22 protein-coding genes are annotated in these 17,599 nt (G+C 72.5%); 8 read left to right on the plus strand and 14 right to left on the minus strand.

The features are described 5' to 3' along the window. On the minus strand, positions 1-306 hold a 306-nt coding region (locus VFH10_RS10020), incomplete at its 3' end, for a hypothetical protein (RefSeq protein WP_325128058.1). 52 nt (positions 307-358) lie between these two features. Here VFH10_RS10020 and VFH10_RS10025 point away from each other — a divergent pair. Beyond that, a complete protein-coding gene (locus VFH10_RS10025; protein ID WP_325128060.1) occupies positions 359-934 on the plus strand; it encodes a hypothetical protein in 576 nt (191 codons plus the stop codon). A gap of 117 nt (positions 935-1,051) precedes the next feature. Here VFH10_RS10025 and VFH10_RS10030 read toward each other — a convergent pair whose 3' ends face one another. After that, positions 1,052-1,936 (minus strand): PhzF family phenazine biosynthesis protein, encoded by an 885-nt coding sequence (locus tag VFH10_RS10030; protein WP_325128062.1) that lies wholly within the window; start codon positions 1,934-1,936, stop codon positions 1,052-1,054. A gap of 41 nt (positions 1,937-1,977) precedes the next feature. Here VFH10_RS10030 and VFH10_RS10035 point away from each other — a divergent pair, with 41 nt between their 5' ends. Genes VFH10_RS10035 through VFH10_RS10050 form a run of 4 tightly spaced genes read left to right on the plus strand, consistent with a single transcriptional unit; the run spans position 1,978 to position 5,404 of the window. Then, positions 1,978-3,243, plus strand: coding sequence for a magnesium transporter (locus tag VFH10_RS10035; RefSeq protein WP_325128064.1), 1,266 nt, complete (start codon positions 1,978-1,980; stop codon positions 3,241-3,243). Next, positions 3,236-3,781, plus strand: coding sequence for a DUF1003 domain-containing protein (locus tag VFH10_RS10040; protein ID WP_325128066.1), 546 nt, complete (start codon positions 3,236-3,238; stop codon positions 3,779-3,781). The genes VFH10_RS10035 and VFH10_RS10040 overlap by 8 nt, the downstream gene beginning before the upstream one ends. Positions 3,782-3,833: 52 nt before the next feature. After that, positions 3,834-5,015: an Mrp/NBP35 family ATP-binding protein gene (locus tag VFH10_RS10045; RefSeq protein ID WP_325128068.1), complete on the plus strand. Its 1,182-nt coding sequence runs from the start codon at positions 3,834-3,836 to the stop codon at positions 5,013-5,015. 56 nt (positions 5,016-5,071) lie between these two features. Next, positions 5,072-5,404, plus strand: coding sequence for a sec-independent translocase (locus tag VFH10_RS10050; RefSeq protein WP_325128071.1), 333 nt, complete (start codon positions 5,072-5,074; stop codon positions 5,402-5,404). 17 nt (positions 5,405-5,421) lie between these two features. On the opposite strand, the gene VFH10_RS10055 is transcribed toward VFH10_RS10050, so the two are convergent. The 3 genes from VFH10_RS10055 to sigE form a co-directional block, all read right to left on the minus strand. Then, entirely contained in the window at positions 5,422-6,993 is a 1,572-nt protein-coding gene (locus VFH10_RS10055) for a S1C family serine protease (RefSeq protein ID WP_325128073.1), read from the minus strand. 111 nt (positions 6,994-7,104) lie between these two features. Beyond that, positions 7,105-7,707 (minus strand): hypothetical protein, encoded by a 603-nt coding sequence (locus VFH10_RS10060; protein ID WP_325128075.1) that lies wholly within the window; start codon positions 7,705-7,707, stop codon positions 7,105-7,107. Next, positions 7,707-8,390, minus strand: coding sequence for an RNA polymerase sigma factor SigE (gene sigE, locus VFH10_RS10065; RefSeq protein ID WP_325128077.1), 684 nt, complete (start codon positions 8,388-8,390; stop codon positions 7,707-7,709). Before sigE ends, VFH10_RS10060 begins: the two co-directional genes overlap by 1 nt. A 250-nt stretch (positions 8,391-8,640) precedes the next feature. On the opposite strand from sigE, the gene VFH10_RS10070 reads away from it, so the two are divergent. Continuing rightward, positions 8,641-9,291 carry an O-methyltransferase gene (locus VFH10_RS10070; protein ID WP_325128159.1) on the plus strand — a complete coding sequence of 217 codons (651 nt, stop codon included), beginning with the start codon at positions 8,641-8,643 and terminating at the stop codon, positions 9,289-9,291. Positions 9,292-9,369: 78 nt separating this feature from the next. On the opposite strand, the gene VFH10_RS10075 is transcribed toward VFH10_RS10070, so the two are convergent. The 3 genes from VFH10_RS10075 to VFH10_RS10085 form a co-directional block, all read right to left on the minus strand. Beyond that, positions 9,370-9,714 carry a hypothetical protein gene (locus VFH10_RS10075; protein ID WP_325128080.1) on the minus strand — a complete coding sequence of 115 codons (345 nt, stop codon included), beginning with the start codon at positions 9,712-9,714 and terminating at the stop codon, positions 9,370-9,372. 51 nt (positions 9,715-9,765) lie between these two features. Further along, complete coding sequence (locus VFH10_RS10080) at positions 9,766-11,319, minus strand: leucyl aminopeptidase (RefSeq protein WP_325128082.1); 1,554 nt, start codon at positions 11,317-11,319, stop codon at positions 9,766-9,768. A gap of 124 nt (positions 11,320-11,443) precedes the next feature. Next, on the minus strand, positions 11,444-11,611 hold the full coding sequence (locus VFH10_RS10085; protein ID WP_221025160.1) for a DUF3117 domain-containing protein: 168 nt from the start codon (positions 11,609-11,611) through the stop codon (positions 11,444-11,446). 174 nt (positions 11,612-11,785) lie between these two features. Between VFH10_RS10085 and VFH10_RS10090 the strand changes: the two genes are divergently transcribed. Then, positions 11,786-12,664: a PaaX family transcriptional regulator C-terminal domain-containing protein gene (locus tag VFH10_RS10090; protein WP_325128087.1), complete on the plus strand. Its 879-nt coding sequence runs from the start codon at positions 11,786-11,788 to the stop codon at positions 12,662-12,664. Continuing rightward, positions 12,661-13,455, plus strand: coding sequence for an enoyl-CoA hydratase-related protein (locus tag VFH10_RS10095; protein ID WP_325128089.1), 795 nt, complete (start codon positions 12,661-12,663; stop codon positions 13,453-13,455). The genes VFH10_RS10090 and VFH10_RS10095 overlap by 4 nt, the downstream gene beginning before the upstream one ends. A 124-nt stretch (positions 13,456-13,579) precedes the next feature. Here the strand turns inward: VFH10_RS10095 and VFH10_RS10100 are convergent, their stop codons facing one another. The 6 genes from VFH10_RS10100 to VFH10_RS10125 form a co-directional block, all read right to left on the minus strand. Then, positions 13,580-13,987: a hypothetical protein gene (locus VFH10_RS10100; protein WP_325128091.1), complete on the minus strand. Its 408-nt coding sequence runs from the start codon at positions 13,985-13,987 to the stop codon at positions 13,580-13,582. 72 nt (positions 13,988-14,059) lie between these two features. Next, complete coding sequence (locus VFH10_RS10105) at positions 14,060-14,521, minus strand: SRPBCC family protein (RefSeq protein ID WP_325128094.1); 462 nt, start codon at positions 14,519-14,521, stop codon at positions 14,060-14,062. A gap of 2 nt (positions 14,522-14,523) precedes the next feature. Further along, a complete protein-coding gene (locus VFH10_RS10110; RefSeq protein ID WP_325128096.1) occupies positions 14,524-14,826 on the minus strand; it encodes a DivIVA domain-containing protein in 303 nt (100 codons plus the stop codon). Positions 14,827-14,896: 70 nt separating this feature from the next. Continuing rightward, positions 14,897-15,667: a TIGR00730 family Rossman fold protein gene (locus tag VFH10_RS10115; protein ID WP_325128161.1), complete on the minus strand. Its 771-nt coding sequence runs from the start codon at positions 15,665-15,667 to the stop codon at positions 14,897-14,899. A 32-nt stretch (positions 15,668-15,699) separates the two neighbouring features. Then, positions 15,700-16,767 carry a succinyl-diaminopimelate desuccinylase gene (gene dapE / locus VFH10_RS10120; RefSeq protein WP_414689860.1) on the minus strand — a complete coding sequence of 356 codons (1,068 nt, stop codon included), beginning with the start codon at positions 16,765-16,767 and terminating at the stop codon, positions 15,700-15,702. Between the two features lie 58 nt (positions 16,768-16,825). Next, positions 16,826-17,533: a VOC family protein gene (locus tag VFH10_RS10125; protein ID WP_325128100.1), complete on the minus strand. Its 708-nt coding sequence runs from the start codon at positions 17,531-17,533 to the stop codon at positions 16,826-16,828. Positions 17,534-17,599: the final 66 nt, after the last annotated feature.

A 17,599-nucleotide genomic window follows, 5' to 3' on the forward strand; every position in this document is an offset into this window, starting at 1 on the left:
CAGCTGCGGCTGGCGAAGGCGGTTGCGCAGCGCCAGCGACGCGATGAGCACGTCGCGCCACACCCCGTGCCGGAGCGGGCGACCGCCCGCGAGCGGCGCCGCGGCCCTGACGAGCGCGAGCACGGTGACGTCGCCGAACGACGTCGTGAGCGAAGGCGCGACTTCCAGCCGCCCTCCGCGCGTCAGTGCGGGCACGTACACCCAGACGGCGACCCCCGTGGCGACCGTCCCCGCGAGCTCGAGAGCCCGCCGCCGGGTCAGTGCCATGGCCGGGACGCCGATGTCGACTACATCCACAACGGCCATTTACGGACCCTGCACACCCGACCTTGGGGAAACCTTGTGGCACGCTCGTCACGTGACCGAGTCCGATACCCAGCCCGAGCTCACCCCCGACGCCGCGCCCGATCTCACGCCCGCGCTGCTCGCCGAGCTCGGCAAGAAGACCGGGGTGTCCTGGCTGCGGTACGGCGCGGCGGGCTGCCCCGCGCACGCGGCCTGGCACGTCTGGCTCGACACCGGGGACCGTGGCGCGCTGTACGTCGTGTCGGGCGGCACGGAGCAGCCGCTGCCCGGCCTGGAACGCGCCACCCGGGTCGAGGTCACGATGCGCAGCAAGGACAACGGCGGCCGACTGGTGACCTGGGTCGCGGACGCGTCGCGGGTGACTCCGGAAGACGACCGGTGGGAACCCGTCACCGCGGCGCTGGTGGCCGGCCGGCTGAACCTCCCCGACCTCGCGACCGCCGCCGACGGCTGGGCCGAGTCGAGCGTGGTCACCCGCCTCGTCCCGACCGGTGAGGTCGTGGAGACCCCGGGCGACCTGTCCGACGAGCACCACCGCGCCGTACCGCCCGAGACGTCCGCCACCACGCGCGGTGCGCTCCCGAAGGTCCTGCACCGGCGGGTGCGGCGGCGCCCGAAGCTGTCGTAGCGCCGGACCCGATTACCACGGTCCCGTGGTAATCCACCCGTTCCCGGTGCGAACTCCCCGCGGGAAGCGGCAGTTCACCACGGTCCCGTGGTAATCCACCCCCCGGCCCCCACCCCCTCAGCCAGGTACGACGATCTCGCCGCTCGCCACGGTCTGCACCTCACCGGCGACGCGGCACACCGTCGGACGGCCGGACTCGTCCACGTCGACCTCACCGTGCAGCGTGGAGGGGCGGCCCATCTCGACCCCCTGGCGGATCGTGTAGCGGCCGCCCCGCGGCAGCAGGCCGGTCTCCACCAGGGCGATGCCGAGCCCGGCAGCCGCCGAGCCGGTCGCGGGGTCCTCCGGCACCGACAGCCCCGGCACGAAGACGCGGGAGTGCACGCGCAGCTCGTCGGGCCCGCCGGACGCGGAGTACACGTTCACGCCCTCGAGCGGGTCGATCACGTCGGGCCGGTCGTCGTACTCCGACATCGGCCGGGACGGGATGTGCACCCGGCGCAGGGCGTCGTCGACCACCGGCACGTACGCGAACGTGAGACCGCAGCCGGCCACCCACACCGGCCCGTCGAGGTCGCTCGGGAACAGGCCGAGGTCCGCGAGCAGTCGCTGCACGAACCGGCCGCCGTGTCCGACGGAGTCCCGCGGCCGCGCGGTCAGCTCCACGGCGCGCTCGCCGGTGAACCGCACGCCGATCTCGCCGGCGCCGCAGTGCTGGACGGCGTCGCCCTCGCCCAGCTCGCGGCGGCTGCGCAGCACCCAGGCCGTGCCGAGTGTCGGGTGCCCGGCGAACGGGATCTCCGAGCCGGGCGTGAAGATCCGCACCGCGTAGTCGTGCTGCCCGCGCGGCGCCGGGAACGTGGTCTCGGAGTAGTTGAACTCCTGCGCGATCGCCTGGCACTGCTCGGTCGACAGGTCCCCGGCGCCGTGCACGACGGCCAGCTGGTTGCCCGCGAACGGTCGGTCGGTGAACACGTCGACGATGTCGTAGGCGAGCCGCATGGCGGCAAGTCAACCAGAGCACGCTTCGCTAGCCTCGGGACGTGAGCACCTCGCCCTCCCGCGTCTTCGCGGCCCGCCTCGCCGGCCTGCCGGTGTTCGACCCCGCGGGCGACCAGGTGGGCAAGGTCCGCGACCTCGTCGTGGTGCTGCGGCCCGGTGGGCTGCCGCCGCGGGTGCTCGGCCTGGTCGTCGAGGTGTTCGGCCGCCGGTCGATCTTCGTGCCGATGACCCGGGTGACGTCCATCGACAAGGGCCAGGTCATCACCACCGGCCTGGTCAACATGCGCCGCTTCGAGCAGCGACCGACCGAGACGCTCGTGTTCGGGCAGATGCTCGACCGCCGGGTGCGGGTCCGGGACTCCGGCGTCGAGGGTGCGGTGTACGACCTCGCCATGGAGCAGGCCCGCAACCGCGACTGGGTGATCAGCCGGGTCGCCCTGCAGGAGGGTCCGGTCAAGCGGTTCGGCCGCAAGGGCCAGACCCACGTCGCGGACTGGCGTGACGTCGAGGGCTTCGACGCGCTGGAACAGGCGCAAGGTGCCACGCACCTGCTCGCCGCGCTGGAGGAGATGCGGCCGGCCGACCTGGCCAACGTGATCCACGACCTGCCCGCCAAGCGCCGCCTCGAGATCGCGGCGGCCCTCGACGACGAGCGGCTCGCCGACGTGCTCGAGGAGCTGCCGGAGGAGGACCAGGTCGAGATCCTCGGCAACCTCGACAGCGAGCGAGCCGCCGACGTGCTCGAGGAGATGAGCCCCGACGACGCCGCCGACCTGATCGCCGAGCTTCCGCCCGAGACCGCCGAGGCGCTACTCCAGCTGATGGAGCCCGAGGAGGCCGAGGACGTACGCCGGCTGATGTCCTACGAGGAGCACACCGCCGGCGGGATGATGACGACCGAGCCGGTCATCCTGCCTCCCGACGCGACGATCGCGGATGCTCTCGCGCACGTCCGGCAGGCCGAGCTGTCGCCGTCGCTGGCGGCGCTCGTGTACGTCGTCCGTCCGCCGCTCGAGCCGCCGACCGGGCGGCTGCTCGGGGTCGCGCACATCCAGCGCCTGCTGCGTGAGCCCCCGTCCACCCTGGTGGGCGGGGCGCTCGACACCGACATCGAGCCGCTCAAGCCCACCTCGAGCCTCGAGGACGTCGCCCGCCACCTCGCGACGTACAACCTGGTGGCGGCCCCGGTCGTCGACCAGGACGGCCGGCTGGTCGGCGCGGTGACCGTCGACGACCTGCTCGACCACCTGCTGCCGGAGAACTGGCGCGACACGCCCAGCCGCACCGACGGGTCGATCCGTGCCTAGCGGTCGCGAGGAGCGGTCGGCCCGCCTCGACGTCCCCAAGGAGCAGCGCCGACGGCTGATCCGCCGGCCGGAGGTGGATTCCGACACGTTCGGCCGCTTCGCCGAGACGTTCGCCCGCTTCATGGGCACCGCGCGGTTCCTGATCTACATGACGCTGTTCGTTGCCGTCTGGCTGCTGTGGAACTGGCTGGCTCCCGCGTCGGTGTCCTTCGACGGCTACCCGTTCATCTTCTTGACCCTGATGCTCAGCCTGCAGGCGTCGTACGCCGCCCCGCTGATCCTGCTCGCGCAGAACCGGCAGGAGGACCGCGACCGGGTGATCGCCGAGCAGGACCGGCAGGCCAACACCCGGGCGCACGCCGACATGGAGTTCCTGGCCCGCGAGATGGCCTCGCTGCGCATCGCCCTGGGCGAGGTCGCCACCCGCGACTACGTCCGCTCCGAGCTGCGTTCGCTGCTGCAGGAGATCGAGGAGAAGGAGCGACGGGCCCGCGACGAGGAGGAGTCCGGCGACGCGGACCGCGAGTGGCCGGTCTGAGCCCACCCGGCCGACCCGGGAGCGCCGAGGCGGCCCACGTACCCTTGTAGACATGGTTTCCCCCGCACCCGACGCGATCCAGGCTGCGCTGGCCACGGTCAACGACCCCGAGATCCGCCGCCCGATCACCGACCTCGGCATGGTCGAGTCGGTCGAGGCCGACGACACCGGAGTCGTGCACGTCAAGGTGCTGCTCACCGTCGCCGGCTGCCCGCTGAAGGACACCATCACCCGCGACGTCAAGGCAGCCGTCGGCAAGGTCGACGGCGTCACCGACGTCGACCTGACCCTGGGTGTGATGACCGCCGAGCAGCGCTCTGGCCTGCAGGAGACGCTCCGCGGCGGCCAGGCCCAGAAGGAGATCCCGTTCAGCCGCCCCGACTCGCTGACGAAGGTCTACGCGATCGCCAGCGGCAAGGGCGGCGTCGGCAAGTCGTCGGTGACGGTCAACCTCGCCACCGCGATGGCCCAGCAGGGCCTGAAGGTCGGCATCGTGGACGCCGACATCTACGGCCACTCGGTGCCCGCGATGCTGGGTCTCGGCGATGTCCGGCCCACCCAGGTCGAGGACATGATCATGCCGGTGCCGACCCCGATCACGCGCGAGTCCGCCGGTGAGCTGTCGGTGATCTCGATCGGCATGCTCAAGCCGCGGCGAGACCAGGTCGTGGCCTGGCGCGGGCCCATGCTCGACCGGGCGCTCGTGCAGATGCTGAGCGACGTCTACTGGGGCGACCTCGACGTCCTCTTCCTCGACCTTCCGCCCGGCACCGGCGACATCGCGATCTCGCTGGGCCAGCACCTCCCCAACGCCGAGGTGCTCGTCGTCACCACCCCGCAGGAGGCCGCGGCCGAGGTGGCCGAGCGCGCCGGCACGATGGCCTCGATGATGCACCAGCGCGTCGTCGGCGTGGTGGAGAACATGTCGTTCCTGCCCTGCCCGCACTGCGCCGAAGCCGGGGGCCCCGAGCACCGGCTCGAGGTGTTCGGCTCCGGTGGCGGCGCCCGGGTCGCGGCGACACTGTCGAGCCGCTTCGGCTACGACGTACCTGTACTCGGTGAGATCCCGCTCGACCTCGACCTGCGCGCCGGCGGAGACAGCGGTACGCCGATCGTGGTGACCGCGCCGGACACTCCCTCCGCCATGGCGCTGACCCAGGTCGCCACCACCCTGTCCGGTCGTGGTCGCGGTCTCGTCGGCCTGCAGCTCGGTCTCACCCCGGCGGGCCGCTGACATCGGTAAGTTGTAGCCATGTCCTCGACCACGGCCGCCACGGTCAGGGCGTAGCCGTGTTCGGGGTCGGGCTGCCCGAGCTGGCGGTGCTCCTGGTCGTCGGGCTGCTCATCTTCGGGCCGGACCGGCTCCCCGAGTTCGCGCGTCAGGCCGGCCGGGTGCTGCGCCAGATCAAGCAGTTCTCCCAGAACGCCCGCGACGACCTGCGCGAGGAGCTCGGCCCCGAGTTCGCCGACTTCGAGCTCACCGACCTCGACCCGCGGCGCGCAGTCCGCAAGTACATGCAGGACACCTGGGACGAGACCGACGCGGACGACGCGGTCAAACGACCGGGGCTGCGGCCGCTCAAGAAGGGCGAACGCCCGCCGTACGACGCCGAGGCCACCTGACCCGGCAGACCGGCGGCTCAGCCGACCTTCGCGTCCAGGGTGACGTCCACCTCGACCTCGTTGCCGTCGCGCTGCACCCGGAGCCGGATCGTCTCGCCCGGCTGGTGGCTGCGGATCGCGACGATCAGCTCGATGCCGTCGTCGATCTGCTTGTCGTCCACGCCGACGACGACGTCGCCCTCCTGCAGCCCCGCGGCGGCCGCCGGGGTCCCGGACGGCACGTCGACGACCTCGGCGCCGCCCTGCTGCTCGCCGGTGTTGACGTTGGCGCCGATGACCGGGTACTTCGCCTCCCCGGTCTCGAGGATCTGCGCCGCGGTCACGCGCACCTGCTCCATCGGGATCGCGAAGCCGACGCCGATGTTGCCGGAGTCACCGCCGAACGCCCCACCCGTGGTGGCGATGGCGGAGTTCACGCCGACCACCTGTCCGCGCAGGTTGACCAGCGGGCCGCCGGAGTTGCCCGGGTTGATCGCGGCGTCGGTCTGCACGGCGTTGATGTACGACGACTCGTCATCGGTGCCCGTGGTCACCGGACGGTCGAGCGCGGACACGATGCCCGAGGTGACGGTGCTGCTGAGGCCGAGCGGTGACCCGATCGCGACCACGCTCTCCCCCACCCGCATCGCCTGCGAGGAGCCGAGGGCGGCGGGGCGCAGATTGCGGGCCCCGTCGACCTGGAGCACCGCGATGTCGTAGACCGGGCTGCGGCCGACGATCTCCGCGTCGAGCTCACGGCCCTCGTGGTCGACGATCTCGATCTCGCCGTCGTCGGTCGCCTCGGCGACGACGTGGTTGTTGGTGATGACGTGGCCCCGACGGTCGAGCACGAAGCCCGACCCGGTGGCGCCGTCCCCGTCGATCTCGCCGGCGAGGATCTGGACCGTGCTCGGGAGCAGCTGCTGGGCGACGGCGGAGATGCTGCCGTTGTCGGCCTCCAGGGGCGGTGCGGCCCGGTCGTCGGACTGGATGATCGGGATGTTCACCGAGCCGTCGGTCATCGAGCTGGACACCGCGACCGCCGCGAGGGTGCCGCCGAGCAGGCCCACCACGAGGGCGGTGGCTGCGACGACGGGCCAGAACCAGCCGGGCTGACCGGACCCGGACGTCTGCCGTGGCGGGCCACCGGCGTACCCGGGCTGGCCGTACTGGTCATAGGGGTGCGGGCCCGGCTCCTGCCGGTAGCCGGCGGTGTACGCCGCCGTGGGCCAGGCGGTGCTGCCCGGCGCCTCGGGCTGGGGCCACGGGGCGGGATCGGGCTGTTCGTGCGGCCACTCCGGCTGCGCCCCGGTGAGCTCGTCGGATCCCGGGTAGGCGGGAGCGGTTCCGGAGCCGATCGGCTGCGTGTCGTCCCAGCCCTGCGTGTCGCCCCAGCCGTCGGCGTCGTCCGAGCCCCCGGAGTCGTCCGGGTCGTCCGGGTGACTGCCCTCGCCGGAGGCGCCGGCACGTCGGCCGAAGTCGATGGTGTCGCGGGTCTCGCCGGTCCCGGCGGGATCAGTGGAGCCGTCGGGCCAGTCGCCCGGGTCTGCGCCGACGGACGCGCGCGGGTCGTCTGGGGCAACGGGCTCGCGGTCGTCGAACTGGCTCACCCCACCATTCTGGACCACGCCTCCAACGCCGGTCCGGACGGTTCGCCGGGCGGGCCCCTGGCTCGGGTCCGGACACGGCACCGGAGCCGGCCCGGGAGTGGGCGCCGTCCGTCAGCGTCGGGAGCGGAACGTCGCCGCGCTGGCGGTCGCCTCGGCGGGGGTCGAGAAGCTCCACCCGGAGAACGGCACGAACGACGAGGGCCCGGTGACCGAGGCGTCGGCGGCCGGGGCTTGCAGCTGGGCAAGCGGGCCCGCGGTCGGGGTGGTGCGGGTGAGTGAGGTCGCCGGCGGCGCTGCCGGGGTGCCGCCGAGGAACGGGGTCCCGCTCAGGGCGCTGATCCCCAGCACGGCCGCGGAGACCGAGCCGACGCCGACGGCGGCGATGCCGGCCCGGCGGCGTCCACGGCTGCGTTCCTCGAGCTCGTCGACCGCTGCCCAGGCGGCACGGGTCTCCTCCTCGACCGGGTCGAGCTGGTGCAGCGACCCGATCAGCTGCCGCGACGGCTCACCGAGGCCGCTGCCGGCCATCTGCGCGAGCTGACGCTTGACCCAGCCCTCGCGTTCCACCTGGCGACGGCAGGACGGGCAGTGCAGGACGTGGCCCCAGGCACGCTCCGCCGACTCCTCGTCGAGCTGACCGTCGACGAGGGCGCTTACCGCCGGCCCGAGGTGTCCTCCCCAGAACCGGGTGCCGAGTCTCCAGACGCCGGGCATCACGTCGGCTGGACGGCGAGGCCGGACCCGCGGCGGCGGGTGGCGGAGGACTGGTCGGCCGGCCCGGAGTAGCGCGAACGCCCCCCGGCGGGTGCGCGGTGGGCCAGCGCCTTGCGGAGCATGGTGCGGCCGCGGTGGATCCGCGAGCGCACGGTGCCGAGCTTGAGGTCGAGGACGTCGGCGATCTCCTCGTAGCTGAGGCCCTCGATGTCGCAGAGGACGACGGCCGCGCGGAAGTCGGGTGGCAGGGCCGCGAGCGCGGACTCCACGTCGTCGTCGAAGAGACCCTCCAGGACGGCGGCGTCGGGCGTGACCGTCCGGCTGGGGATGCGCGTGTCGGCGTCGTCGGCGAGGGCGTCGAACCGGATCTTGGCCTTGCGGCGTGCGCCGTCGAGGAAGAGGTTCGTGGTGATGCGGTGCAGCCAGCCCTCGAAGGTGCCCGGCGTGTACGACGACAGCGAGCGGAACACCCGGACGAACACCTCCTGGGTGAGGTCCTCGGCGTCCTGGCGGTTTCCGGTCAGGCGGTAGGCGAGCCGATAGACCCGGGCGGAGTGCAGCTCGACGACCTCGTCCCACGTGGGCACCTCACGCTGCTGGGTCGACCCGGCGGGCGCACCGGCCCCGGCGCCGGCGTGGCTCCTGCTCTGCGTCATGGCCTGCTCCTCGACCTGGGTCGTCATCCGGTGAAGCTCGTCTCCTCGAATGTATGAGCCGCGCCTGAGAGGCGCCTGAGGGGCGGACTCGATTGTGCTGGGTGTTTCGTGAACGTACGGCGTCGTACAGATGTTCCCCAGGGCCGGCAATGTCGTACGTACCCGGGAACAAATCGCCCGGTAGAGTCCCGCGCAGACCGCCCCGGGGCGGCTCGTCGCGGTGTCCTCGCCCAGGGGGCGCCGGCCGGGTCGGCCTGGAGCCCCGACGAGGGAGGCCATCATCACGGGACTTAAGCCGGCCAGCTGGGCCTACGCCGAGGAGTTCGTCGGCGAGGACGAGGTGCTCGCCAACGCCCGCGCCCGCGCGCACGAGGTCGGGGTGGCCCCGATCGGTGCGGGTGGCGGCGCCGCGCTGCGGTTCCTGGCCGCGGTGACCGAGGCCCGCGCGGTCGTCGAGATCGGCACCGGCACCGGGGTCTCCGGCGTCTGGATGCTGCGGGGGATGCGCCCCGACGGCGTGCTGACCACGGTGGACACCGAGGCGGAGCACCAGCGGCTCGCCAAGGAGGCGTTCAAGGAGGCCGGCATCCCCTCGCAGCGGGTGCGGCTGATCCCCGGAGCCGCCCTGGAGGTGCTGCCGCGGCTGACCGACGGGCACTACGACCTGGTCTTCGCCGACGGCGACAAGCTCGAGTACCCCGCCTACCTCCTCGAGGCGCTCCGGCTGCTCAAGCCGGGCGGGATCGTCGCGTTCGACAACGCGCTGTGGCACGACCGGGTCGCCGACCCCGCGCAGCGCGACGGGGAGACGGTGGCGATCCGCGAGCTGTGCCGCACGGTCGCCGACCACGACCTGCTGCTGCCCGTGCTGCTCCCCGTCGGCGACGGGCTGCTGGTCGCCAAGAAGGTCTGGACCCCCGAGACCTGAGGCCGAGGAGTCAGCTCTTCAGGCTCTTGGGCGGCGTGTCGCGTCACAGCTGACCCCTCGCCGGGCTCGGCGCACTCCTCAGGACCGGTAGCTGGCGGCAGCGAGGAAGCCGGCCGCACCCTCGGCGACCGCGACGACCTCACACGGCTCGATCAGCACCGGTGCGGACCCCGCGAGCTGGGAGCCGGGAGACTCCGCGGCGACCGCGGTGAACTCCCTCTCGAAGGTGTCGCGCTGCTCGGAGCTCTCGAACACGTAGCAACCTTCGAACCACTCGCCCTCGCGCATCCTCCAGGTCTTGAAGCGCAACCCCTCCTTCCCGGTGAACCGGGCGTGCGACGTGGCCTCGACGTAGGCACGCAGCGCATCCTCGGCGCCCTCCGGGGCTTTCTCGAGTGACCACCGAACCGTCAGACCGTGCATGCGGCGTACCTCCTGATGTCGACTCCCGTCCGGTGCGGGCTCCGCTGCGGGCTAGGCGCCGACGCCGGCGAGGGGTTCACGCAGCTCCAGCCAGTGCAGCAGTGCCCGGGCGCCGAAGCCGGTGGCTCCCTTGGTGTACTCGTGCTCGTCCTTCGGGGCGTCCCCCACTGACGCGATGTCGAGGTGCGCCCACGGGATGCCACCGACGAAGTGCTGCAGGAAGAGCGCGGCAGTGATCGCCCCAGGCACGCCGGCGGAGTTGTCGGCGTCGGCGACCTTGGAGGCCAGCCGCTCCTCGTACTCGTCGTCCAGCGGCATCCGCCACAGCGGCTCGCCGGCGGCCAGGGACGAGGCCCGGAGTACGTCGGACAGCGCGTCGTCGTTGGCGAAGTAGCCACCGGTCCGCTGACCCAACGCGATCTTGATGGCACCGGTCAGCGTGGCGACGTCGACGATCGCGTCGGGCTCGATCTCGGCCACGGCGTACGCCATCGCGTCGGCCAGCACCAGCCGTCCCTCGGCGTCGGTGTTGGTGACCTCGGTGGTGCGGCCGCCGTAGTGGCGCAGCACGTCACCGGGTCGCAGCGAGTTGCCGCTGACGGAGTTCTCGGCCAACGGCAGCAGCCCGGTCACGTGCACGGGGCAGTCGACGTCGGCCAGAGCGCCCATCACCGCCAGGACGACGCCGGCGCCGGTCATGTCGCGCTTCATCAGCATCATGTTGTCCTTGGGCTTGATCGACAGCCCGCCGGTGTCGAACGTGATGCCCTTGCCGACGAGGACGACGTGTCCCGCCTTCGATCGAGCCTTGCGTCCCTTGAGACGCGGTGTGTAGTCCATCCGCACCAGCCGCGGCGGGTTCGCCGATGCCTGTCCGACGCCCACGATGCCGCCGAACCCCTCGGCCGCGAGCTGCTTCTCGTCCCAGACGGTGACCTTGATTCCGCTGCGCCCGGCCACCTCGCTCGCCTGGTCCGCCATCCAGGCGGGGGTCTTCTCGTTGGCGGGTACCAGGGCCAGCAAGCGCGAGGTCCAGCCCGCTCCGGCGATGGCCAGCGCACGGTCGAGCACCGGCTTGCGCCCGGCCACGTCGCCGATCCCGGCGAGCACCACCCGTTCGACGGGCTGGGCCTGCGGACCGGTGGAGCGCCAGTGGAACTCGAACGAGCCCAGCACCAGCCCCTCGACGAGGGCGCGCAGACCGGCGTCGTCGGCGAGAGCGGCCAGCGAGGTCGCGATGGTGGCGCGACCCTTGGTCGAGCGGGCCAGCGCCGCACCCGCGCGACGCAGGTCGTCGGGAGTGTTGTCCCCGACGCCGACGAGCAGCACCCGCTGCATCGCGGTGTTGGACAGGCGCGAGCCGTCGAGCACCGCTCGGTCGACGACCTCGCCGGCTGCACCGGTGGCGGCGTGCAGCTCCAGCAACGCGAACAGGTCCTCGGGCAGCTCGTCGAGCAGCTCGGCTGCGCCCGGGCCCAGGGACGGGCCGTCGTCGCCCTCCCCGGTGAGCACGGGGATCGCCACGACCTCGGCACCCACGACGGCAGACGGCGCCACGTCGCTGAGCGCGACCTGGGGCGGGCTGACCTGGCTGGGAAGGGACACGAGGATGCTCCTGACGTACTCACGGATGCCGGTGCCGACCCTACTCGCGCGGAGGGGAACGGCAGGACCCCGCCCACCTGGTCGGTGGACGGGGTCCGCGCGTTTCAGATGACGGGGACGTGGGTCAGCCCACGACCTCCTTGAGCGCCTCGCCGAGCGCCCCTGCCTCCTCGGCGTTGAGCTCGACCACGAGACGGCCACCGCCCTCGAGCGGGACCCGCATCACGATGCCCCGCCCCTCCTTGGTGACCTCCAGCGGACCGTCGCCCGTCCGCGGCTTCATCGCCGCCATGCGCACACCTCTTCCTGTCACTGTTGAGTGCGCCGTTCTGCGTGTCGTGGTCGCTCCCGCCCGGGGCAGCCCCCGGTCGGACACGATCCTGGCGCCGAGTTGCACGCCCATTATCCCCCAAAACACTCCCGGCCCGCCCCGGAGTTCCCAACGTGGTGCGGCAGACTGCCCGGTGTGCACGCCCGCTCCGCGCTCTTCGACCTCTTCGGGGACCACCTGCGCAGCCGTGGGGGACGCGCTCCGGTGGCGGCCCTGGTGCGGTTGCTGGCGCCCCTCGGCGTGACCGGACCGGCCGTGCGGACGTCGATCTCGCGGATGGTCCGGCAGGGCTGGCTCGACCCGGTCCGACTGCCCACCGGCCCCGGTTACGCACTGACCCGGCATGCCACCCAACGCCTCGACGACGCGGCGGAGCGGATCTACCGCACCGTGGAGAAACCGTGGGACGGCACCTGGCACCTCCTGGTCCTCGAGCCGGTGCCGTCGCGGGCGGCCCGGGAGCGGGTGCGCTCGGGCCTCGGGTTCCTCGGGTACGCCGCGCTCAGCGACTCCACCTGGATCGGGCCGTTCGCGTCGGCCGAGGCCCTCGGGCTGCTCGACACCGAGGGCGTGGGGCACGCCCGCTTCACCGCCCGCGACGACGACCCACGCGAGCGGGCCGCGCTCGCCTGGGACCTGGACGCGCTCGGGGAGGCCTACACCGAGTGGCACCGGTTCGCCGCCGAGCTCGTCGCCGACCCGGCCGCGCACCTGCCCGGTGATCCCGACACCGCCGACGACGAGGGCGCGTTCGCCGTACGGTCACTGCTCGTGCACGAGTGGCGGAAGTTCCTGTTCACCGACCCCGGCCTGCCGGCCGAGCTGCTGCCCGCCGACTGGCCCGGCGAGGCCGCCGCCCGGTTCTTCGCCGACGAGGCCGGTCGGCTGCTGCCGGCGGCGTCCCGGTTCGTCGACCGTTGCCTGGCCGACCCCTCGGTCCCGCTGGGCTCGTCCGCAGCAGCCACCCCTACCGCTCCATCCCCCGAACCGATCCCCCGGAGGTCCGCCCCATGACCGACCAGCCCGTTCGCCTCGACGTCGCCGACGGCGTCGCCACGATCACTCTCAACCGACCCGACGCGATGAACAGCCTCGACGTGGCGACCAAGGTCGCGCTGGGTGACGCGGTCACGCGGGTCGCGGAGGACGAGGCGGTGCGGTGCGTCGTACTGACCGGCAGCGGCCGCGCGTTCTGCGTCGGGCAGGACCTCAAGGAACACATCGGCATCCTCGAGAGCGGGTCGTCCGACGAGCTGTTCCGCACCGTCCCCGACCACTACAACCCGATCGTCACGGCGCTGATGACGATGCCGAAGCCGGTCGTCGCGGCCGTCAACGGAGTCGCGGCCGGCGCAGGCGCGAGCCTCGCGTTCGCCTGCGACCTCCGGCTGCTCGCCGAGAGCGCCGGGTTCAACCTGGCGTTCACCGGCGTGGCGCTGTCCTGCGACACCGGCTCGTCGTGGACGCTGCCGCGGCTCGTCGGCCGGGCGAAGGCGCTCGAGCTGCTCTACTTCCCACGCACCCTGTCGGCCGAGGAGTCCCTCGACCTCGGCCTGGCGACCCAGGTCGTGCCGTCCGCCGACCTCGAGCGCGAGACCGCGGCACTGGCCACTCGGCTGGCCGCGGGCCCCACCGTGGCGTTCGGTGCCGTGCGAAGGTCGGTGACCTACTCGGCCTCCCACGACTTCGAGTCCTCGGTCGCCTTCGAGGGCGAGATGATGGCTCTGACCGGCGCCACCCGCGACCACGCGCAGGGGGTCAAGGCGTTCGTGGCGAAGGAGAAGCCGGTGTACGAGGGCCGGTGAGGGGGCGCCCCCAATCCCCAGGGGACCCAGTGAATCTCCCGCTCCCCGTGGCGAACTCCCCGCGGGAACGGGGTGATTACCACGGGACCGTGGTAATTGGCCGCCGCGCCCCCGCACCGCCTGGCTACGGGATGTTGCCGGTGGCCAGGAACGCGGTGAACACGATCACGCCGATGAGCAGACCGACGTGGGCGAGCACCGACAGCCCCGGACCCTCGCCCCACGTGTCGGCGGTCGGCCCGGAGGAGTGCCGGCCCTTGGCGGGCATCCACCGGGCGAGGATCAGCAGCCCGGCGACGACCGTCACCCACCAGAACACCAGCCCCGCCCAGCCGAGCAGGGTGTTGCCGGTGACCAGGAACGCGACCCACAGGCCCACCGCGGGGACGCCCGCGAACGTGTGGGTGTTGAGCAGCCCGCGCGGGATTGACAGCCGACCGGCACCCTCGTCCTTCGCCAGCCGGACCCTGGTCAGCACGACCACGACCGCGGCCAGGACGGTCAGCACCAACGTGATTCGGAACGGTGTCACGACTCGATCCTGCCGCAACCGGTCATCGATCGGTGTGTCCAGGTCCGAAAAGGGCGTCTCGGCGTGGCGCGGCTACCCCGACTCGACCCGCTCCTTGAGAGTCGCGAGACCCCCGTCGATCACCCGCTCGAGCAGCGGCCGCAGCAGCCGGAACGCCACAGCACCCACCGCGCCGAAGGGCACCACGGCCAGCTCCGCCCACAGGAAGCGGCTCCGGCCGTCACCCTCGGCGACCACCTCGAACTCGCCTTCGCCGCGCACGACCTTCCCGGTGTGCAGCACCTCGCAACGACCGCCGCCGTCCGCACGCCGCTCCCAGGAGGTGATCGTCATCGGGTCCCAGAAGCCGACCGGGCCGAGCCCCGACCACGCGCGCAACCGGCCACCGACACCCGCCGCAGGATCGGCGGGGTCCACGTGCTCCACCCGCGTGAACGGCACCCACTCGCCCTGCCGCGGCCAGTCGGTGACGTAGGCCCAGGCCACGTCGGCAGGTACGTCGAGGGCGACCTCGCGCCGGATGACTGCGCGCACGCTCAGGGATCCGCGCGTCGGTCGGGGTCGCCGTCCGGCACCGGTCCGTCGTCCGCGTCGGCCACCACGTCGCGCTCGGCCGCGAGCCGGTCGAGCAGCGCATCGACCTCGGACATCCGGTAGCCGCGCAGCGCGGTCGAGAACCGGACGCGGCGCAGGTCCTGGGCGGTCAGCGGCCCGTCGGCCTGCACCCGGGAGTCCGGCCGGTCGTCGTAGACCTCCGCCATCGAGCCGCCCCGACCGGTCGCCACCACGGCGATCACGCCCATCAGCGCGACGATCACGAACGCGAAGAACCACGTCATGCCGTCATCCTTCCACGGCACCGGTCACCGTCCGACGTACGACGGACGCGGTCGGCGCGGAGGGGGACGCTCACTCCGGCGGCACCGCGCTCCCCCGCGTCTCGCCGCCCCCCGGAGCCGAGGACTGCCGGTGCCGGCGCGCGTCGACCATCACCTCGACCGCCTCCTCGACGTCGTCGGTGAGCCGGAACATGTCGAGGTCGCGTTCGGAGATCTTGCCGTCGGCCAGCACCGTGCCGCGGAGCCAGTCGATCAGCCCCGCCCAGTAGGACGTCCCCATCAGCACGATCGGGAACGACGTCACCTTCTGGGTCTGCACCAGGGTGAGCGCCTCGAACAGCTCGTCGAAGGTGCCGAAGCCGCCCGGCAGCACGATGAAGCCCTGGGCGTACTTCACGAACATCGTCTTGCGGGCGAAGAAGTAGCGGAAGTTCAGGCCCCGGTCGACGTACTCGTTGAGGCCGGCCTCGAACGGCAGCTCGATGCCGAGCCCGACGGAGATGCCGCCGGCCTGGCTGGCGCCCTTGTTGGCCGCCTCCATGACACCGGGACCGCCGCCGGTGACGACCGCGAACCCGACCTCGGTGAGCCGACGGCCGAGCGTCTCGCCCAGTGCGTAGTGCGGGTCGTCCAGCGGCGTCCGCGCCGAACCGAACACGGAGATCGCCGGCCCCAGCTCGGCGAGCGATCCGAAGCCCTCGATGAACTCGCTCTGGATGCGCAGCACCCGCCAGGGGTCGGTGTGCACCCAGTCGGTCGGCCCGCGCGAGTCGAGGAGTCGCTGGTCGGTGGTGCCCGACTCCATCTCACCCCTGCGCAGCCGGGTGCGACCGCGGTACATCTCGTGCGCGTCCGGATCGAAGTGCTCCGGGTTCACGCGTCGTCACCGGCCAACCAGCTGCGCAGCTGCGCCTCGACGGACCGGAGGTGCGCGAGCGGCACGAACTCCTCGGCCTTGTGCGCCAGGTGCGGGTCGCCGGGGCCGAAGTTGACCGCGGGTACGCCGAGCACGCTGAACCGGGCGACGTCGGTCCACCCGAACTTCGGGTTGACTGTGCCGCCGACCGCCTCGACGAACGCCGCCGCGGCCGGCACGGTGAGCCCGGGCATCGCCGACGGGGCCGAGTCGCTGACCTCGATCTCGAAGCCCGAGAACACCTCCCGCATGTGCGCGAGCGCCTCGTCCTCGGTCCGGTCCGGCGCGAACCGGTAGTTGACCGAGACCCGGCACTCGTCGGGGAGCACGTTGCCGGCGACACCGCCGGACACGAACACGGCGTTGAGTCCCTCGCGGTACTCCAGCCCGTCGATCACCGGCCGCCTCGGCTCGTAGGCGTTCAGTCGGGCCAGCACGTCGGCCGCGCGGTGGATCGCGTTGACGCCGGTCCACGAGCGCGCCGAGTGCGCCCGCTCGCCTCGGGTCAGCACGTCCACGCGCATGGTGCCCTGGCAGCCGGCCTCGACGACCGCGTCGGACGGTTCCATCAGGATCGCGAAGTCGGCCTGCAGCAGCTCGGGATGGCTCTGGGAGAGCAGGAACAGGCCGTTGCGCTCCGCCTCGACCTCCTCGCACTCGTAGAACACGTAGGTCACGTCCCGGTTCGGCGCCGGCACGGTCGCGGCCGTGCGCAGCGCGATCGCGACACCCCCCTTCATGTCACAGCTGCCGAGCCCGTGCAGGTCGGAGTCGGTGAGCCGGGACGGCAGGTTGCCGTTCACCGGAACCGTGTCGATGTGCCCCGCGATGACCACCCGCTCGTCGCGGCCGAGGTCGGTGCGGGCGACCAGGGTGTGCCCGAAGCGCTGCACGGTCAGGTGCGGGTAGCCGGACAGCGCCTGCTCGACCGCATCGGCGATCGCGGCCTCGTTGCCGCTCACCGACTCGATGTCGACGAGCTGCTGGGTGAGCGTGACGGCGTCGGCGGTGAGGTCGAGTCCCATGCGGGTCATCCTGCCGCAGGCCTCCGAGCCGGCCGACCACCGACCCGGTCGTCGTAGGTCAGTCGCCAGAGGTGTCGGCGGGCTCGGGGAAGACGCAGAACTCGTTGCCCTCGGGGTCGGCCATCGCCGTCCATCGTGGGCGCGTCCAGAGCACGGTCGCCCCGGCCCTCTCGAAGTCGGCGACGTCGCCGTACACGTCCCAGTGCACCCGGTTCTTCACGGTCTTGGGCTCTGGCACCCGAGCGAAGTCGAACGTCACCACCGGATCGTTGGTGACGCCCTCGAGCGTCCACCAGGCGCCGCCCTCCTGGCGGACCGGGGTGATGCCGAACCGGTCGCCCCACCAGCGGGCGACCTGCTCGGGGTCGGCGCAGTCGATCCCCACCCCCTGCAACCGGTGGGCCGGGAGTGGGTCCCCGTCGCGCAGGAAGGCACAGAACTCTCCGCCCTCGGGGTCGGCCATCACCGTCCAGCCCAGTCCGGACTCCTCCGCAGGGATCAGCACGGTCGCGCCGAGCGCCTCGAGGTCGCTGATCGCCGCGGCGCAGATGTCGAGGTGTACTCGGTGCTTGACCGTCTTCACCTCCGGCACCGGGCACATCGCCAGCCCGCCACCCTCGACCGCCGGGACCACGACGTCACCCGCCGGGTCGGCGGCGGACGTCTCGTGTCGCCCGCCGATCACAGCAGCCCAGAAGGCACCCAGCCTCGGGGTGTCCTCGGCGGTGTCCATGCACAGTGACAGCCAGCGGGCGTCCGGGCTCATGTGGCTCCTCTCACGGTCGGTCGGGTCCCGCCGGGCGGGTTCCCGGCGCTTGGGTAGCGTTGCACG

This window comes from Nocardioides sp. (genome assembly GCF_035697785.1).
In the GTDB taxonomy this organism is placed as follows: domain Bacteria; phylum Actinomycetota; class Actinomycetes; order Propionibacteriales; family Nocardioidaceae; genus Nocardioides_B.